Source organism: Lutibacter aestuarii, assembly GCF_042676885.1.
Classification (GTDB): Bacteria; Bacteroidota; Bacteroidia; order Flavobacteriales; family Flavobacteriaceae; genus Lutibacter; species Lutibacter aestuarii.
This window is the reverse complement of the sequence record NZ_JBHTIC010000005.1, coordinates 448,566-464,250: the sequence shown is the minus strand read 5'-3', so window position 1 is coordinate 464,250 and position 15,685 is coordinate 448,566. Positions and strand designations below refer to the sequence as shown.

The following is a 15,685-nucleotide window of genomic DNA, read 5'->3' as shown; positions in this document are numbered from 1 at the left end:
TTTTATGAATTTTAATATCTTTTCTGTAACTCCAAATCATTAATAATATAAATGCAATTACAAAACAAGCAGCAAAAATTAATTGTCCTTTACTAAACATATTTTAGATGTGTTATTAACAACAAAAGTACAAAAAAATAATAGTGTAAAGTAAAGTTTCTATACAGTTTAAATATCTAAAACTATAAATTTTCCTACTTTTAAACCCTACAAATAATACTACTAAATAATGAAAAATAAATTAAAGGCTGTACAAGAATTTCATGAGTCGTTTGGTCTAGGAATCAAACATAAACCAATTGCAAAATTAGCGGAGAGTAAATTGAAATTACGATTTGATTTAATGGCTGAAGAAAATGAGGAGTATTTAGAAGCTGCTAAAAATAATGATTTAGTTGAGGTTGCAGATGCTTTAGGAGATATGTTATATATTTTATGTGGAACCATTTTAGAACACGGTATGCAACATAAAATTGAAGAAGTTTTTAATGAAATTCAACGAAGTAATATGAGCAAATTAGGTGCCGACGGTAAACCAATTTATAGAGAAGATGGGAAAGTGATGAAAGGGCCTAATTATTTTAAACCAAATATTCTTAAAATTATTAAGGATTAATTTTAGCGTTTCTTTAATAAAAACTTAGATACAATATTTTTTTTGATTTTACGTTATTTGCATAACAAACTACTATGTTATGTTTAAAAATTTCTTTTGGATGTGTTCTGGAGCAGACACAGATATTTTAAAAACTTGTTCAAAAGCAGAACAAATTAAGTATGCAGGTATAGGAGGAACCGTTTTTTTTACTGCCCTAATGGCTTCTATTGCCTCAAGTTATGCATTGTTTACTGTATTTGACAATTATTTTACGGCAATATTTTTTGGTTTAATTTGGGGGTTACTCATCTTTAATTTAGACAGGTTTATTGTTTCAACAATAAAAAAACAAAACCATAAATGGAGAGAATTGTGGCAGGCTACTCCACGAATTATTTTAGCAGTTATTATTGCAGTTGTAATTTCTAAACCCTTGGAAATGAAAATTTTTGAAAAAGAAATTAATCAAGTATTGTTAACTAAAAAAAACGATTTAACCTTAGCGAATAAAAATCAAATAGCCACTCAATTTACACCTGAAATAGACAAGCTTCAAACTGAGATAAATGGTTTAAAAAATGAAATTGATTTAAAAGAAGAAACTACAAATAACTTGTATGAAACCTATATTGCAGAAGCTGAAGGTAGAAAAGGAACAAAAATCTTAGGGAAAGGACCAGTTTATAAAGAGAAAAGAGAAAAACACGATGCAGCTTTAGCAGAATTACAGCAAGCAAAAATTGAAAATAAAGAAAAAATAAGCACAAAAGAAACTCAAATTGCTTCTTTAGTTGCGCTTCAAAAAAAGCAAGAGCAAATAACTCAACCAATAATTGATGGTTTTGATGGCTTAATGGCAAGAATTAATGCCTTGGAAGAATTACCTTGGTTGCCATCTTTTTTTATTTTCCTGTTATTTTTAGCTATAGAAACCTCCCCAATTTTCGCTAAAATTATTTCACCTCAAGGAGAATACGATTTAAAACTTCAAGATATTGAAAGTTCTGTTAAAAGTTGGGTTTTTCAAAAAGAAGAACAAAGAGCTATGGTTTTAGCAACAGACAGAGAAGTCAATCAAAATATATACAACGATTTGGCAGAAGAAGATGAACTTTATAATTATAAAAAGCAAAAAGCACGTGAGCTTTTACAACAACAAGCAGATGCTTTTTATAAAAGTCAAAAAAAGATGATAAGTTAATATTTTCATCAACATATCATCTCTTTTTAAAAATGATACTTTAAATTTTTAGTAACATTTTATTTCAGCCATTGCAGCAAATTTATCCCCATCAAAAGCCGATTTTGCAATAATTTTAAAAAACCTAAAGTTTGACTCATTTGTTAAATTTATATGATGAATGGTGTTGATGTTTTTCAATTCATAAGTGCCTTTATTTTCCCAATTTGTAGCATCAGTACTTATTAAAATTTCAATAGTTTTAATTTTCCTCATACCATCTCTTTGTAAAAATGAAAACCCGTTAACTAGTTTGTTTTCTCCCATATCTATTGTTAAGGTATGAGGGTATGAGGCTGCATTTTGTTTCCATTTAGAGTGCCAATAGGTTGAAGGATTATTATCTAAAACATAAGATGCTAATGCATCATCTTCTTGAGAACTGTATGATTCAATTTCCCAGTTTGATCTATCTAAATATTCTTTATCACCAAATTCAATAATGGGTTCATTATCAACAAATTTGTATGCATAAGAATAGGTTGTAATTTCACCGTTTATATGGCAGAACCTTAATCTTAGCGCATAAGGTGTATTGTCTTTTTTAAACAATTCATTTAAGGGCATATCAATATTAAATGTATTATTTTCTGAAATTGGAGCTGCCCATGTTACAGCGTCATAATCGGCATTATCATCAGCTGGATCGTTGTAATAACCTACATAATTTACATCAACATCACTTTGAAAAGTGCCATTTAAATTTAATGAACCATTATTATATGTTGCTTTAATAGAGGTAATTTGTAAACTTGCTCCAGTGTAATATTCTATATTGGAACTACCAAAAATTTGATTGTTATTTAAAATTGCACAACTAGCTTCAGTTAAAAAAGTTGGCGAGTTACCATAAGTGTAATTACCAGATCCCATAAGAGAAGTACCTTTATTTTCTAAAGTAGATTCAGATACTTTTTGTTTGTTATGAGGTAAGTTTAAAGCATGTCCTAATTCATGCAATAATCCTCCAATATACTTTGTAGCATCTGCTCCTTTTTTAGTTCCATCTTTAAAATAATTGACATCCATGTGTTCATAATCTAGAGCAAAGCACCATTTTCCCCATCCATAAAATGGTACATCTGGATTATCTTGATCTTTAACTGGCACAACAACAATGGTATGCTCGCTTTTATTTTCTTCAGGATTTGTTCTAAAATATGCATCAACTTCCTCTTTAATTATAGCTCCACCTCCTTCATATGGATAGTTGCTTGTTGGGTATTTACCATTGATATAAATTATTTTTACTCTATTTTTTTCTTTGTCAGTTAATAAATTATATGTTTTATTTCCAAAACCGTAATGATTCATATTGCTTTTATAAAATTGCTGTCCGTGTAAAAAAATTTCACTGAGTCGTTTATGAGAATTTGGTAGGTTTTTAATATCTGATGGTATAAAATAAACAATATTAAGATTGTATTTTTCTGAAGAAGTATAATTAAAAGTTTCTTCTATAGGTTCAGGGTTAATAATAATTTCTTCAATTTCATTCTCTTTTTTGGAACAAGAAAATGCAATAGAAATTAACATTGTAAGAATGATAAATTGTAGGCTTCGATAAATTATTTTCATCTAAAATAAGGTTTAGTTTTAACTATTAATTTTAGTTAAAACTAGATTTTATTTACAGAGTTATGGTGGAATATTTTGTCAATTACAGCTCTTATTTTAATGTCAAAAAAAGAATAAAAAAATTAATTATTTAAAGGGTAAATAGTTACGCTATATCCAAGCCAGCTTTGTAGTTTATTGTAAATTTTTTGTTGATCTTCAGAACTAAAATTTTTGATTCTAGTGCTATGAGATCCTTTTTTCAGAACCATTTTTAGAGCATCTACATGTGGCTTTGGAGTTGGTGCACAAGCACCCCAAGTGTCATATTCGCCATAAATATATAAGATTTTTTTTCCTTTATTTTCAATAAAATCTCTAACATTTTTTATATAGTTAGGATTATAGGTTAAATCTACATTTTTAGGTGCAAATCTTAAATTTGTAGGCTTTAAAGCTACTTTTAATAAATCTTTTACAGGTGAAGTATCAAAGCCATAGTATCCTAACTCAGTCATGTGTTGATAATAAGAAGGTAATAAATCGTAATAAGTGGTATCATTATAAAAACTAATCCCTACAATTTTATTCACATACTCGAATAATTGTTTTGGACTTGCATTTTCATTTGGAATTTCATCACATTTTCCGCCCCATTGCCAAAAAGAAAAAGGAAATTCTAAAGTAGCATATTCTAGAGCTTCTTCAGCTGAAAGCTCGGTAAAACTCATATTTTTTTCTTCTGCATATTTAGAAATTTCATTCAAAACAGCCTTTCTATTTTTTAAAAGTAAGCGTTGAAACTTAGTTATATTCAATCTACATTCATCTGAACCTACAGTATTTATATGTTCTTGAGTTCTAATGTCTTCTGGAGTATTAATAAGTGGTGCTACATATGGAACAGCAACATCTACATCCCAAGGATATTTACTTTTATAAATTAATACGGTTTCCCCTCCTTTGCTTATTCCAGTTGAAATCCATTTTCCGGTATATAATCTTTTTAATTTGTTGACTAACTTGTGGTAATCTTCAATGGCTTGGTCATTTTTTAAATATTGCCATTGAATTGAATCAGGTCTAGATTTGCCATAAAATCGATACTCTACCTGTACTTGATTTCCTTTAAATATTTTACTTAATTCATAGGTTCTGGGTGTTGCATTATATCCTTCAGTAATAATAACCGTAGGTTTTGCTTCATCTATATGAGATAAATAAACATAATGTTTAAATGTTCCAGCATTTGGGTTTTTATGGTCAAGAGGTTGTTCTAATACAATTTGAAACGCTTTTGTAAAATGATCTTTTGGATCAAGTTTAGTAATTTCAGCTTTTGGGAAAAGTTTTTCTAATTGTTGTTTAAAAGTTAATATTTCTATAGGTTCTAAATTAACTCTACAGCTAATAATAGAAAAGCTTAAAGCTAAAAAAAACAAGAGTGATTTGTAAAATTTCATAAGAAAAAGCGTAATTTATAAAGTTTAAAGATACCTATTGCATTGGTGAATACGTTGTACTTTTTTAACGTTAATACCTAACATTTTATCAATAATGATAAGTGGACTTTATTATTTAGTCATTAGTGATTCAATCTCTTCAATTTCTATTGGCATAGCTTCTGTAAGGTTTTTAACACCGTTTTTAGTAATTAAATAATCGTTTTCTAAACGACAGCCAATTCCTTCTTCAGCAATATAAATTCCAGGTTCGCAAGTTAATACCATTCCAACTTCAAATGGTCTTGTATATAAACCTACATCATGAACGTCTAAACCAATATGATGAGCTGAACCGTGCATATAATACCTTTTATATAAAGGTTTCTTAGGGTCTTGATTTTTAATTTGTTCTTTGGTTAATAGACCTAATTTAACCAATTGCTCTTCAACTAAGTTAACCATTTGTTTTTCATAATCAGCAGAAACTATTCCTGGTTTTAGTAATTTAGAACCTTCTTTTAAACAATGTAACACTGCTTTATAAACTTCTTTTTGGCGTTTAGTAAATTTTCCGTTTACAGGAAAACAGCGTGTGGTATCTGAGTTGTAATTTGCATAACAAACCCCAAAATCCATTAACACCATTTCACCATCTTTACATATACTATCGTTAGTGTTATAGTGTAATGCACAAGCGTTTTTACCCGATGCTACAATGGGCATAAAAGCATTTCTTTTAGCACCTTTTTTTAGTAGCTCATAAGTTAATTCAGCTTCTAATTCGTATTCAAATAGTCCAGGTTTTACAGTTTTTAAAACTCTTTTAAAACTACCAACACTAATATTGGCTGCTTTTTGCATCAGGATTATTTCTTCCTTAGATTTTATTTGACGTAATTCTCGAGTAATTTTAGCTGCTCTTTTATAATTATGAAGGGGGTACTTTTCTTTACACCAAGAAATCATTCTATCTTGGCGGGTATTAATTTCAGAAGTTAGCGTTTTTTTATGTTCATTATGACCTAAGTAAAATGCATCAGCTTCAAAAGCCATATATTGAATAGTTAATTCAAAATCTTGCAACCATTTTACATTTTTAATGCCAGAAACGGTATAGGCTTGTTCTTGGGTTAACTTTTCACCTTCCCAAATTTTAATGAGATCACTTGTTTCTTTTACAAATAAAATTTCTCTATTTTCAGGTAAGGCAGCATCTGGGTATAAAACCAAAATAGACTCCTCTTGATCTATGCCACTCAAATAAAATAAATCATTGTTTTGTGTAAACCCCATAACATCGTCTGCATTATTAGGCATAACATCATTAGAGGTTAAAATAGCAATGGAATTGGGATCCATTTTTGCTGCAAAGTTTTGTCTGTTTTTTATAAATAAGGAGGAAGGTAAACTTTTGTATCGCATTTAATTGTTCTTTTATGATAAGATATTATTAGGAATTGATAATTTTTTTTAATTTTTAATTTTTTTTAAAGCTATTTTTGAAAATAAATATTTATGACAATACTGATATGAAATCAAAAATACTGATTTTATTCGTTTTAATTACTAAAATAGTAATTTCTCAGAATACTAACTTACAAGTAAAATGTAGTACAACAGAAGTTAATAATCTTTATTTCAAAAATAATCCAATTGCTTATAAAGAATATTTAGAGTTTAATGAAAAAGTAAAATACACAAAAGGTACTTTTAATAAAACTGGCGTTGAAGAAGTGTATGTAATTCCTGTAGTTTTTCATGTATATGGAAACGATTTTAATGGTAAAGCTGTTACTGAATCTTTAATTGAAAATGCGTTGATTGAACTTAACAAAGATTTTAAAGGTTTAAATGATGACTTTAACACCGTTAATAGTATGTTTACCAATATTAAAGGAATGTTAAATATTGAATTTAAACTTGCTAGAAAAGACCCTGATGGAAACCCTACAAATGGTATTGTTAATCATATAACTAGAAATGGCTATGGAAACAGCTCTATGGAAAAAGAAATTGCTGGAGATGCGTGGGATAATTACAAATACATGAACATATACATTCAAAATGATTTATATGATGATGGTGTTACAAATAACTCTGGAGTAGCTTGGTATCCCAGCACAGAGATGTCAGACAATAACACAGCTCGTATTGTTTATAATGGCGCTTATTTAGGAACCAATACAGATAAAGAGTTTGCTTCAACACTTACGCATGAGTTTGGACATTGGTTAAATTTAATACATACTTTTGATGGAGGGTGTACTGGAACAGATTATGTTGATGATACTCCCCAAGAAGACGGAAACCATGATATTAAATGTTCTTTAGGAACAAATTGTGATGGGGTTTATGTTAATTACGAAAATTATATGGGTTATAATGGAGCTAAAGGTTGTTATAAAATGTTTACTCAAGGACAAATTGAAAGAGTTGTAGCATCTTTAGAACACCCTGCTAGAAAACCACTATGGCAAGAACAAAATTTAATTGATACCGGTATAAAAATATCTATAGCTGATAATTTGGCTCCTGTAGTTGAAATTACTGCGCCATTAACCAATACAAATTTTGAAGAAAAAACAGCTGTAACCTTAACAACATCAATCACAGATCCAAATGGTATTTTAGATATAAATAGAGTAGAGTTTTATTTTAATGAAACACTTGTTAAAACAATACAATACTTACCTTACAACCATACTTTTACAAATTTAACTATTGGAAATCATAAACTAAAAGTTATTGCTTTTGATACAAATGAGTTATCCGATTTTGAAGAACTTGATATTACAGTATTTAAAAAAATTAATTATCCTGAAATAAGATGGATTACCTCAAAATCGATATACACACAAAACAATATTGAGTTTGCAACAGGTGATTTAAGTAGAAGAATTGAAATAATTGCTTATACCGATACGCACAAAATTATAGTGAAAGGACCTAACAATTTTGAAGCAACATATACAACTAAAATTGGTGAAGCAATAATTATTAATAATGTTTCTGCTGGAATGTGGGTTGTAGAAATTCCTTCTGAAGGAAAAAAAATTACTAAAACATTTTAAAAATGAAAAAGATAAGTATTTATTTTTTAGCAGTAGTTGGCATTTTATCTTGCAGTAAAGATAATGACATTCCAAGTGAAAAAGAATTAGCAACACCAACACTGTCATGGAAAGCCAATGGAATTGATGTTAATTATTTAGAACTTTCAATAACTATAAGTTCCGATGATAATTTACCAAGTGGTAAAATTGATTTTAAAGTAGACAATATAAATATTGATGTATTTACACCTATAAAAGGAACTCAAATTTATATCTCAAGTTTTTCATTTAAAGATACTAATGAACACTCAGCGAATTTAATTTATAGTTTTACTGATGGAAGAACTGCTATAAATAAAACATTTAAAATAAAGAAAATAGAAACCGAGAATTTAGAAAAATCTTCAAAAGAAAACTGGGAAGATATTTAAAAAATTAAATTAATTTTTTTTCAATATATCTAGAATTCATAATTCTTAAAGCTCCCATATATTTCATTTTAAATGAAACCACATCACCAACTTTATATCTTTTTCTACTATTACTTAAATCCACTACCAGCATATCTGAACTAGCACCAATAAAAGTAATTTTTTTATCTACAGGTTGTAAAAAATCAGTTGTTGAAATATCTAATAAACCAATATCTAGAATTCCTCTTTTATGAGTAGTCCCATAGTCTTCAGGATTTATTTCTAACATTTCTCCTGATGGATTTTCCTCTAAATCCCCATAAGGTACAATGGGTTTTTCAGTAATTTCAATAATTTCTGCATGCAATAGAAAAACATCATTTTTCATTTTTGGAATGGTTTTATTTGAAAATAAATCAATACCAAAAAATAATGTTTCTCCAATTCTGAAATGGTTAACTCCTTTAGGTATTTGTTTTTTTTGCAAAAGAGGAATCATTACCGATGAGCCTCCGGTAACATTTTCAATTTTTTTACCAAATTTTGCTTCAATTAATTGTTCGTATAAACTTAACTGAATTAATTTGTCTTTACTTGGCATAACACCACTTAAACAGTTTAAATTGGCTCCAATACCCACTACTTTTATGTTAGGTAATTCAAATACTTTTTTGTAAAACTCCAGTAAGTGTTCCCCTAAAATGCCTTCACGTAAATCACCTAATTCAATCATAATAATAATGCGGTGAATTTTTTTTTGTCGTATGGCTTCTTCTGACAACCATTTTATGGTTGTATATTCCGTATTGAAACTTACATCGGCATATTTAACCACATTTTTAATACTTCTTTTTGCTGGTGGTTTAATATAAATAGTTTCAACTTTTGGATTTATAGATTTTATAATTTTTAAATTGGTAAGTCTAGCATCACAAACTTGTTCATCTCCTAATGAAAGTAAAAATTCTAAAAATTCTTTATGTCCACAAAGCATTTTTACTACTGGAGACCATTCTTTATCGTGTTTTTTAAAAAGTTGTTTTAAGTAATTATAATTGGTTTCTAAAGATTTTTTATTGAGTGTGACAAAAGCCATGAGTTAATTTTTAATTGATAAATAACTAATTGAAGAAAGAGAAATTCCAATTAAAATTGGATCTAAACCAAATGGAATTGGTGTTTTTAGTATGGTTAATATGAGTGTTGAAAAACCACCTAATAGCATAGCAACAAGAGCAGCTTTTGGCTTTCTTTTTTTTGAAATAAGAATACCAAGTACGGGTATAAGTAACCCTGAAACCATAAAAGAATAGGAGAGTAGCATTAATTCTAAAACACTTTGCATACTGCTTGCAATTAATATTGCTGTGCCTCCTACTAAAAATGTAGTAATTTGTGAAATTTTTATGGTATTGGGACTCAAATCTTTTAAGCCTAGAATATCAGTTACAAAATTTCCAGATGCCGCTAAAAGACAACTATCTGCAGTTGACATAATAGCTGAAAAATAAGCTGATAGCATTAAACCCATAAAACCTACAGGAAGTATTTTTTTTAATAATAAAGGCATTCCAATTTCAGGATCCATCATTAGGGCATTTTCAAAACCTTCAGCAGCAAATAAACCCTTTGCTGCTGCTACTCTAGCAAAAAGCCCAAGTATTACACCCATAAATGCCATAATTGGATATTCAAATAAACCTGCAATAAACCAAGCTTTTTTGGCTGTTTTTTCATTTTTACAAGCATATATTCGTTGATAAAGAGTCATTCCAACAAACCAAATAGGGACAATTATAACAAACCAATTTATTAACTGTACCCAAGATACATTTTTTAAAGAGTAAAATTCCTTTGGTAATACATTAATAATTTCTTGATACCCTCCTAAATAATTATAAGCAATTGGTATTCCAATAAAAATTAGCCCAGCCATTAGTATAATCCATTGAAAAGTATCAGTATATATAACGGCTTTCATACCTCCAAAAACAGTATAGAGTAGAGCAATACCTCCCATAATTAATAAGGCATCTAATAGGTCTAAACTTGGAAATGTACCAATTGCTAATTTAGCGCCTGCTAAAAATTGTGAGGAAGTAAACCCTAAGTAACCTATAAATGAGATAATTCCTGCAGCCATTGCTACAGTTACTCCGTAGTTATGTTTTAAAAATTCAGGAAATGTTAAAAAACCATGTAAATTTCCTTGTTTAACCACTTTAGGAATTAAGAAAACGGCACTAATCCAAGCGCCAATTAACCCTGTAAAAAGCATCCAAGAACCAGATATACCCATCATAAATCCTAGTCCGCCTAAACCGATGGAAAATCCCCCACCAACATCAGTAGCAACAACAGAAAGCCCTATGTGCATACTGCTCATTTTACCTCCACCGATGTAATAATCTTTAACATCTTTATTTTTCTTGAAGTAGTAAAAACCTATTCCAAGAACTAGAATCATGTATATTGTAAAGACAATTATGTCAGCAATTTCCATAAAAAATAGTTGCTATTTTTTTAAGCGCATTTCTAAATATTTATTTTCAAACCCAAGTTTTTCATATAAATGTTTCGCTGGGTTGTGAGGTTCAACATGCAAGGCGATGTCACCTTCAGCTATTTCAATAGCCTTTTGCATTAGTTTTTTGCCAACACCTTTTCCTCTAGTTTTATTATGGACAGCAATATATACTAATATGTTTTCAGGTATATACCCTCCCATTCCTGTATGGTTTATAATGGTAGCCCCTAATATACCCTCATTATCTTTTAAAACTAAAACAAAACCACCTAATGAATTTTTAGAATCTTTTACTGCAAAATTTAAACACTTTAAAATATCTTCTTTTTCATCACCATATTCTTCTAAATGCTTGTATAAAAATTGTACAACTTCATCTTTTTCTTTGCCTGTTGGTTTAGAAGCTTGGTTGTATACTTTAAAATTATTCATTTTTATTGATTTTCCTGATCTTGTAAATATTGTTTATATGCGGCTTTATCAATTTGTTTTCTTCTTCTAACCGATTTTTTTGTAAAATGTTTTTTTTCTCTCAATTGGTTTAAAAGTTTTGTATTTCTTGTTTTTCTTTTATAGCGTTTTAAAGCTCTTTCAATATTTTCACCTTCTTTTACTTCAATTATTAACATATATAATATTTAAATTTCTGCTAAAATACAAAATAGTTTCTATAGAAACAATTAATGAATTATATAATGTTTTATAATTATTTTAATTTTGAGGTAAAAAGATATAGGTATATCTATAAATAGTGGCTGATATTTTAACTATTTATATAGTTTCTGTAGGAATATTTTATAATTAAATAAAAATTAATTAATTGAAAATGAGGAGTGTTTATTCTGAAGGAAACTCCTCTGAAGTAATTATTGGAGAAGCATCAATTTCATCTACTTCCATAATATTGGTTAAAATATCAATTCCATCAATAATAGTTTGTAATTTTTCAGGTGGAAGTGCTTGAAGTTTTTCACTTAATTTTTGTTGAAAAGTTATTGGTGCTGATTGAAGTAATTCCATTCCTTTTGCTGTAAGAGATATAAGTGTAACTCTTTTATCAGCAGCTTTTGGTAGTTTAGCAATTAGCCCTTTTTTTTCTAATCTTCTAATAATTCCTGAGATGGTACTAGCATTTAAATTTAAAAATGATTTAAGTTTAGATGCATTTGTTTTATAATCCTCTTGTTCAGCCAAAAATTGTAAGCATAATAATTGAGGGATACTAACACCTTGCTCTTTTTCAACACGCTTGCTTTCTAAATTAATAGAGCGTACTATTTTTCGTAGTTTTATTAAAATATCAATAAAAGTCATTCGCCAAAATTACATAAAAAATGCTTATTTAATTTTAAAAGCAGAAATATCAATCGAAGTTTTTGTATTAGAAACCAGCTCACTTACCAATTTGCCAGTTGCGGGGGCAAGACTTAAACCCATCATTGCATGTCCTGTTGAAATGATTAAATTATTAAATTTTTTTGACTGTTCAATAATTGGAAGTCCACTTGATGTACAAGGTCTAAATCCAGTCCAAACTTTTTCTTTTGTGGGAGTTTGAAGGTTTATATCTGGATAAAAACTATGAATATTTTCAACAATACCTAGAAGTCGCTTAAGGTTTATTTTTTTGTCATTTGTAGTTGTTATTTCTAAAGTCCCTCCAAAACGTACAGTAGCGTTTAAAGGAGTTACTGCAACTTTTCCTTCACATAAAATAGCAGGAACCGAAGGCAAATTTTGTGTTCTTGAAACATCAAAACTATAGCCTTTTCCAGGTAGTAATGCTAATTTTATTTCCAGTTTTTTTAAAAGTTGAGAGCTCCAAGATCCAGCAGCCATCACAAACGAATCTGCTTTTATGGAGCCAATAGGTGTTTTAACTTCTTGAATGGTGGTATGGTTTAATTTAAAGTCTATTATTTCTGTATTTGCTAACAATTTCACCTTCATTTTTAATACTTCTTCTTTTAAAAATTTTAAAAATAAATGAGGTGATAAATGCGCGTCGGTTTTATAATGAACAGCTCCAAGTGCATGTACAGTTGTTCCTTTTTCTATATTTTGAACCTGTTTGTTGTCTAAAATGTCAACATTTATACCAAATTGTTGTGCTATTTTAGCCGTTTTTAGTTCTTCTTCTCCAGTTTTTTCATTTTGATAGAGCATTAATAACCCTTTTTCTTGATACAAGAAATTTTTATTGGTTTTAGCAAATTCTTGATACAATGCTTTGCTCAAAAATGAAAGGTTTTTTAAGTGTTGCATGGAGTTATTTACATGAGTTTGGGTGGAGTTTTTATAAAATTGATACAACCAATTAACAAGTTCTAAGGAAGCTTTAGGTTTAACATAAAAAGGACTTTTTGTATTGAACATCCATTTAATTCCTTTTTGAATAACTCCTGGTTGAGCAAGTGGAATTATATGGCTAGGAACAATCATACCAGCATTACCATAAGAAGCACCATCTAACATATCAGTTTTGTCAATAACCACAACTTGGTGTCCTTCTTTGGCTAAATAATATGCAGAACAAAGACCTATGACTCCACCTCCAATTACCACTACTTTTTTACTCATTGTAATTCCACTTAAAATCCCAAATAGGTTGTTTATTTAAAAGATGTTCCACAAAATAATTCCATCTTTTTTTAGTAAAATAATTTCTATGCAAACCTTGATATCCGTGTCGCTGACTTGGTAAAATTAATAAATCAAATTCTTTATCTGCTTTTACTAAAGCTTCTGCTAATTTAAAAGTTGCAGAAGGGTTTACATTATCATCAATTCCTCCATGTACTAATAAAAGTTTTCCTTTTAAATTTTTAGCATTGGTAATATTTGAAACTTTTTGATATGTTGAATCTATTGGCCAACCCTGATACATTTCAGGCCACCAGGCTTTTTCCATTCTAAAATCGTGATCGGCTGAACTTGCTACACCAACTTTATAAAAATTAGGAAATCCAAGCATAGCTCTTCCTGTATCATATCCACCTGCAGAATGACCAAAAATACCTACTTTATCAATATTTATCCAACCATATTTTTCTCCTAAATATTTAATTGCTAACACATGGTCTTCCAAATTGTTTTCCATGTTTTTGTACGAAAAATTATGAAATTCTTTAGATCTATTTGAAGTTCCTAATCCATCAACCATCATAACAATAAAGCCAAGTTCAGCTAACGACTGATTCATAAAACCCCTGTCAAACGACTTAGGGAAAACTTGTGTATGCGGCCCTGTATAAGTATGGTCGATAATAGGATATTTTTTTGATGCGTCAAAATTTGTAGGTTTCCAAATAGCACCATAAATTGTTGTTTTACCATCTTTAGCTGTTAGTTCAAAAACCTCAGGAGACTGCCATCCTAAAGCAATTGCGTTATCTACATTTGCTGAAGTAAGTTTAGTTAGAATTTTTCCAGATTTTGAGCTTCGAAGTACTGTTTTTGTTGGAATATTAATAGTAGAATAATTGTCTATAAAATAGCTACCATCTTTAGAAAAAGAAATGTTGTGATGTGTATTTTCAGAAGTTAATAATGTTACTTTTCCTTTAAAATTTACTTTATAAAGTTTTTGATGATAAGGATTACTATTTGCTTCCTTTCCTGAAGCTAAAAAATAAATAAATTCTTTTTTTTCATCAATATATTCAATATTATTTATAAAATACTGACCGTTTGTTAATGAAACAATTTCTTCTGTTTCTAAGTTCAATAAATATAATTGTCGCCAACCAGTTCGTTCAGATAAAAAGACTATTTGTTTATGATTCTTTAATAATCTGTAATCAAAATTATCCACATTGGTTTCGCTTTGTTCTATAATTAAATTTTTTTCAGTGTGATTGTTTAGGTCTATTTGTTTTACATACTCTTTTTTAAAACCACGTTCGGCATAGTTTGCAAGTAACCTACCAGATTGCTGTAACCATTGTGTTGAAACACTGTTAATATGAGTGTTTTTTGGAAGTTGGCTTTTAACTTCCTTTTTTGTTTCTATATTAAAAAAAACAGGTTTTACATGAACCATTGAAGTATCTCCTGGTGAACCCCTGTAATAAGATAATAATTTGGGTTTGTAAAGTGAATCTATACTATAATCAAGCAAATACATTTTTTCAGCATTGCTAAAATCAACTACACTTGTAGCAATCCATTTTGAATCTTTTGACCAATTAACATAAAAATGCTTAGGGCGTTTCCCGTTTTCACCTTCCATAATATCGTACCAACCATAGTAAGTGGCATATTCATAATCTTTATCTCCATCAAAACTTAATTGATGATGTTCTTCATTGTTTTCTGTTGACTTTATAAAAAGGTTGTAATTTTTTGAATATGCAATCCATTTGCCATCGGGAGACTTAGTTTCAAACTGATTTTTCTTCTCCTTTAGGTCTTCTTCTTTTAGATGAATATTATAAGTTTTTAAATCTAGAAAATAAGTTTTTTTATCAAATTCAAATGTAAGATTTTCGTTTTCTGTTCTCTCTACATTTGATATTTCAATTTGATTTTTAGCAATATTTTTGCCTAAAAGTTTATTAAAAGATTCAACAAACTTAGCTTGATTAAAGAGTGGCTTTACTTTATTTTCTTTAAATGAAACTGTTTTGTAATACGCTCCTTCTTTACTATAATCTACAAACCAAATTCCCGAACCGTTTTGAAACCAATAAACATTTGTATTTAAATTAAAAGCAGTTTTATTGTTGTAATTTTCATACATAAAACTTACAGCTCGTTTGTAATCATCTTCAGTTATTTTTTGAGCTTGAATAGAAATTATTCCAATCAATAATCCAATTAGTGTACAATAAATCCGTTTCATTTTTTTTAT

General features: G+C 29.0%; 14 protein-coding genes. 4 read left to right on the top strand and 10 right to left on the bottom strand.

What is annotated here, in order from left to right; translation table 11 throughout:
- Positions 1-229: 229 nt before the first annotated feature.
- Both ACFQZW_RS04615 and ACFQZW_RS04610 read left to right on the top strand, forming a co-directional pair.
- A complete protein-coding gene (locus tag ACFQZW_RS04615) occupies positions 230-616 on the top strand; it encodes a nucleoside triphosphate pyrophosphohydrolase family protein (RefSeq protein ID WP_298265231.1) in 387 nt (128 codons plus the stop codon).
- 79 nt (positions 617-695) lie between these two features.
- On the top strand, positions 696-1,799 hold the full coding sequence (locus tag ACFQZW_RS04610; RefSeq protein ID WP_386781571.1) for a DUF4407 domain-containing protein: 1,104 nt from the start codon (positions 696-698) through the stop codon (positions 1,797-1,799).
- A gap of 48 nt (positions 1,800-1,847) precedes the next feature.
- On the opposite strand, the gene ACFQZW_RS04605 is transcribed toward ACFQZW_RS04610, so the two are convergent.
- The 3 genes from ACFQZW_RS04605 to ACFQZW_RS04595 all read right to left on the bottom strand — a co-directional run bounded on the left by ACFQZW_RS04605 (position 1,848) and on the right by ACFQZW_RS04595 (position 6,262).
- The gene (locus ACFQZW_RS04605; RefSeq protein ID WP_298265226.1) at positions 1,848-3,416 is read right to left on the bottom strand and encodes a discoidin domain-containing protein; all 1,569 of its coding nucleotides are present in this window, start codon (positions 3,414-3,416) and stop codon (positions 1,848-1,850) included.
- Between the two features lie 122 nt (positions 3,417-3,538).
- Positions 3,539-4,858, bottom strand: a complete 1,320-nt coding sequence (locus tag ACFQZW_RS04600) for a S28 family serine protease (RefSeq protein ID WP_298265224.1) — start codon at positions 4,856-4,858, stop codon at positions 3,539-3,541.
- Positions 4,859-4,969: 111 nt separating this feature from the next.
- Positions 4,970-6,262 (bottom strand): aminopeptidase P N-terminal domain-containing protein, encoded by a 1,293-nt coding sequence (locus ACFQZW_RS04595; protein WP_386781570.1) that lies wholly within the window; start codon positions 6,260-6,262, stop codon positions 4,970-4,972.
- A 107-nt stretch (positions 6,263-6,369) separates the two neighbouring features.
- On the opposite strand from ACFQZW_RS04595, the gene ACFQZW_RS04590 reads away from it, so the two are divergent.
- Together ACFQZW_RS04590 and ACFQZW_RS04585 are read left to right on the top strand one after the other, a co-directional pair.
- Positions 6,370-7,911, top strand: coding sequence for a M43 family zinc metalloprotease (locus ACFQZW_RS04590; RefSeq protein WP_372801916.1), 1,542 nt, complete (start codon positions 6,370-6,372; stop codon positions 7,909-7,911).
- Between the two features lie 2 nt (positions 7,912-7,913).
- Positions 7,914-8,324 carry a hypothetical protein gene (locus ACFQZW_RS04585; RefSeq protein WP_372801918.1) on the top strand — a complete coding sequence of 137 codons (411 nt, stop codon included), beginning with the start codon at positions 7,914-7,916 and terminating at the stop codon, positions 8,322-8,324.
- A gap of 4 nt (positions 8,325-8,328) precedes the next feature.
- Here ACFQZW_RS04585 and ACFQZW_RS04580 read toward each other — a convergent pair whose 3' ends face one another.
- The 7 genes from ACFQZW_RS04580 to ACFQZW_RS04550 all read right to left on the bottom strand — a co-directional run bounded on the left by ACFQZW_RS04580 (position 8,329) and on the right by ACFQZW_RS04550 (position 15,676).
- Positions 8,329-9,402 (bottom strand): alanine/ornithine racemase family PLP-dependent enzyme, encoded by a 1,074-nt coding sequence (locus ACFQZW_RS04580; protein WP_298265220.1) that lies wholly within the window; start codon positions 9,400-9,402, stop codon positions 8,329-8,331.
- 3 nt (positions 9,403-9,405) lie between these two features.
- Positions 9,406-10,773, bottom strand: coding sequence for a sodium:solute symporter family protein (locus ACFQZW_RS04575; protein ID WP_298265218.1), 1,368 nt, complete (start codon positions 10,771-10,773; stop codon positions 9,406-9,408).
- 48 nt (positions 10,774-10,821) lie between these two features.
- Positions 10,822-11,265, bottom strand: a complete 444-nt coding sequence (locus ACFQZW_RS04570) for a GNAT family N-acetyltransferase (RefSeq protein ID WP_372801920.1) — start codon at positions 11,263-11,265, stop codon at positions 10,822-10,824.
- A 2-nt stretch (positions 11,266-11,267) separates the two neighbouring features.
- Entirely contained in the window at positions 11,268-11,462 is a 195-nt protein-coding gene (gene rpsU / locus ACFQZW_RS04565; RefSeq protein ID WP_298265214.1) for a 30S ribosomal protein S21, read from the bottom strand.
- A 208-nt stretch (positions 11,463-11,670) separates the two neighbouring features.
- The gene (locus ACFQZW_RS04560) at positions 11,671-12,147 is read right to left on the bottom strand and encodes a MarR family winged helix-turn-helix transcriptional regulator (RefSeq protein WP_298286088.1); all 477 of its coding nucleotides are present in this window, start codon (positions 12,145-12,147) and stop codon (positions 11,671-11,673) included.
- A gap of 24 nt (positions 12,148-12,171) precedes the next feature.
- Positions 12,172-13,413, bottom strand: a complete 1,242-nt coding sequence (locus ACFQZW_RS04555) for an NAD(P)/FAD-dependent oxidoreductase (RefSeq protein ID WP_386781569.1) — start codon at positions 13,411-13,413, stop codon at positions 12,172-12,174.
- The gene (locus ACFQZW_RS04550; RefSeq protein WP_298265208.1) at positions 13,406-15,676 is read right to left on the bottom strand and encodes a S9 family peptidase; all 2,271 of its coding nucleotides are present in this window, start codon (positions 15,674-15,676) and stop codon (positions 13,406-13,408) included. Before ACFQZW_RS04550 ends, ACFQZW_RS04555 begins: the two co-directional genes overlap by 8 nt.
- Between the last annotated feature and the right edge of the window lie 9 nt (positions 15,677-15,685).

Coding starts and splice junctions, on each gene's coding strand:
- ACFQZW_RS04615 (WP_298265231.1), top strand. CDS start 230: ATGAAAAATAAATTAAAGGCTGTACAAGAATTTCATGAGTCGTTTGGT.
- ACFQZW_RS04610 (WP_386781571.1), top strand. CDS start 696: ATGTTTAAAAATTTCTTTTGGATGTGTTCTGGAGCAGACACAGATATT.
- ACFQZW_RS04605 (WP_298265226.1), bottom strand. CDS start 3,416: ATGAAAATAATTTATCGAAGCCTACAATTTATCATTCTTACAATGTTA.
- ACFQZW_RS04600 (WP_298265224.1), bottom strand. CDS start 4,858: ATGAAATTTTACAAATCACTCTTGTTTTTTTTAGCTTTAAGCTTTTCT.
- ACFQZW_RS04595 (WP_386781570.1), bottom strand. CDS start 6,262: ATGCGATACAAAAGTTTACCTTCCTCCTTATTTATAAAAAACAGACAA.
- ACFQZW_RS04590 (WP_372801916.1), top strand. CDS start 6,370: ATGAAATCAAAAATACTGATTTTATTCGTTTTAATTACTAAAATAGTA.
- ACFQZW_RS04585 (WP_372801918.1), top strand. CDS start 7,914: ATGAAAAAGATAAGTATTTATTTTTTAGCAGTAGTTGGCATTTTATCT.
- ACFQZW_RS04580 (WP_298265220.1), bottom strand. CDS start 9,402: ATGGCTTTTGTCACACTCAATAAAAAATCTTTAGAAACCAATTATAAT.
- ACFQZW_RS04575 (WP_298265218.1), bottom strand. CDS start 10,773: ATGATTCTAGTTCTTGGAATAGGTTTTTACTACTTCAAGAAAAATAAA.
- ACFQZW_RS04570 (WP_372801920.1), bottom strand. CDS start 11,265: ATGAATAATTTTAAAGTATACAACCAAGCTTCTAAACCAACAGGCAAA.
- rpsU (WP_298265214.1), bottom strand. CDS start 11,462: ATGTTAATAATTGAAGTAAAAGAAGGTGAAAATATTGAAAGAGCTTTA.
- ACFQZW_RS04560 (WP_298286088.1), bottom strand. CDS start 12,147: ATGACTTTTATTGATATTTTAATAAAACTACGAAAAATAGTACGCTCT.
- ACFQZW_RS04555 (WP_386781569.1), bottom strand. CDS start 13,413: ATGAGTAAAAAAGTAGTGGTAATTGGAGGTGGAGTCATAGGTCTTTGT.
- ACFQZW_RS04550 (WP_298265208.1), bottom strand. CDS start 15,676: ATGAAACGGATTTATTGTACACTAATTGGATTATTGATTGGAATAATT.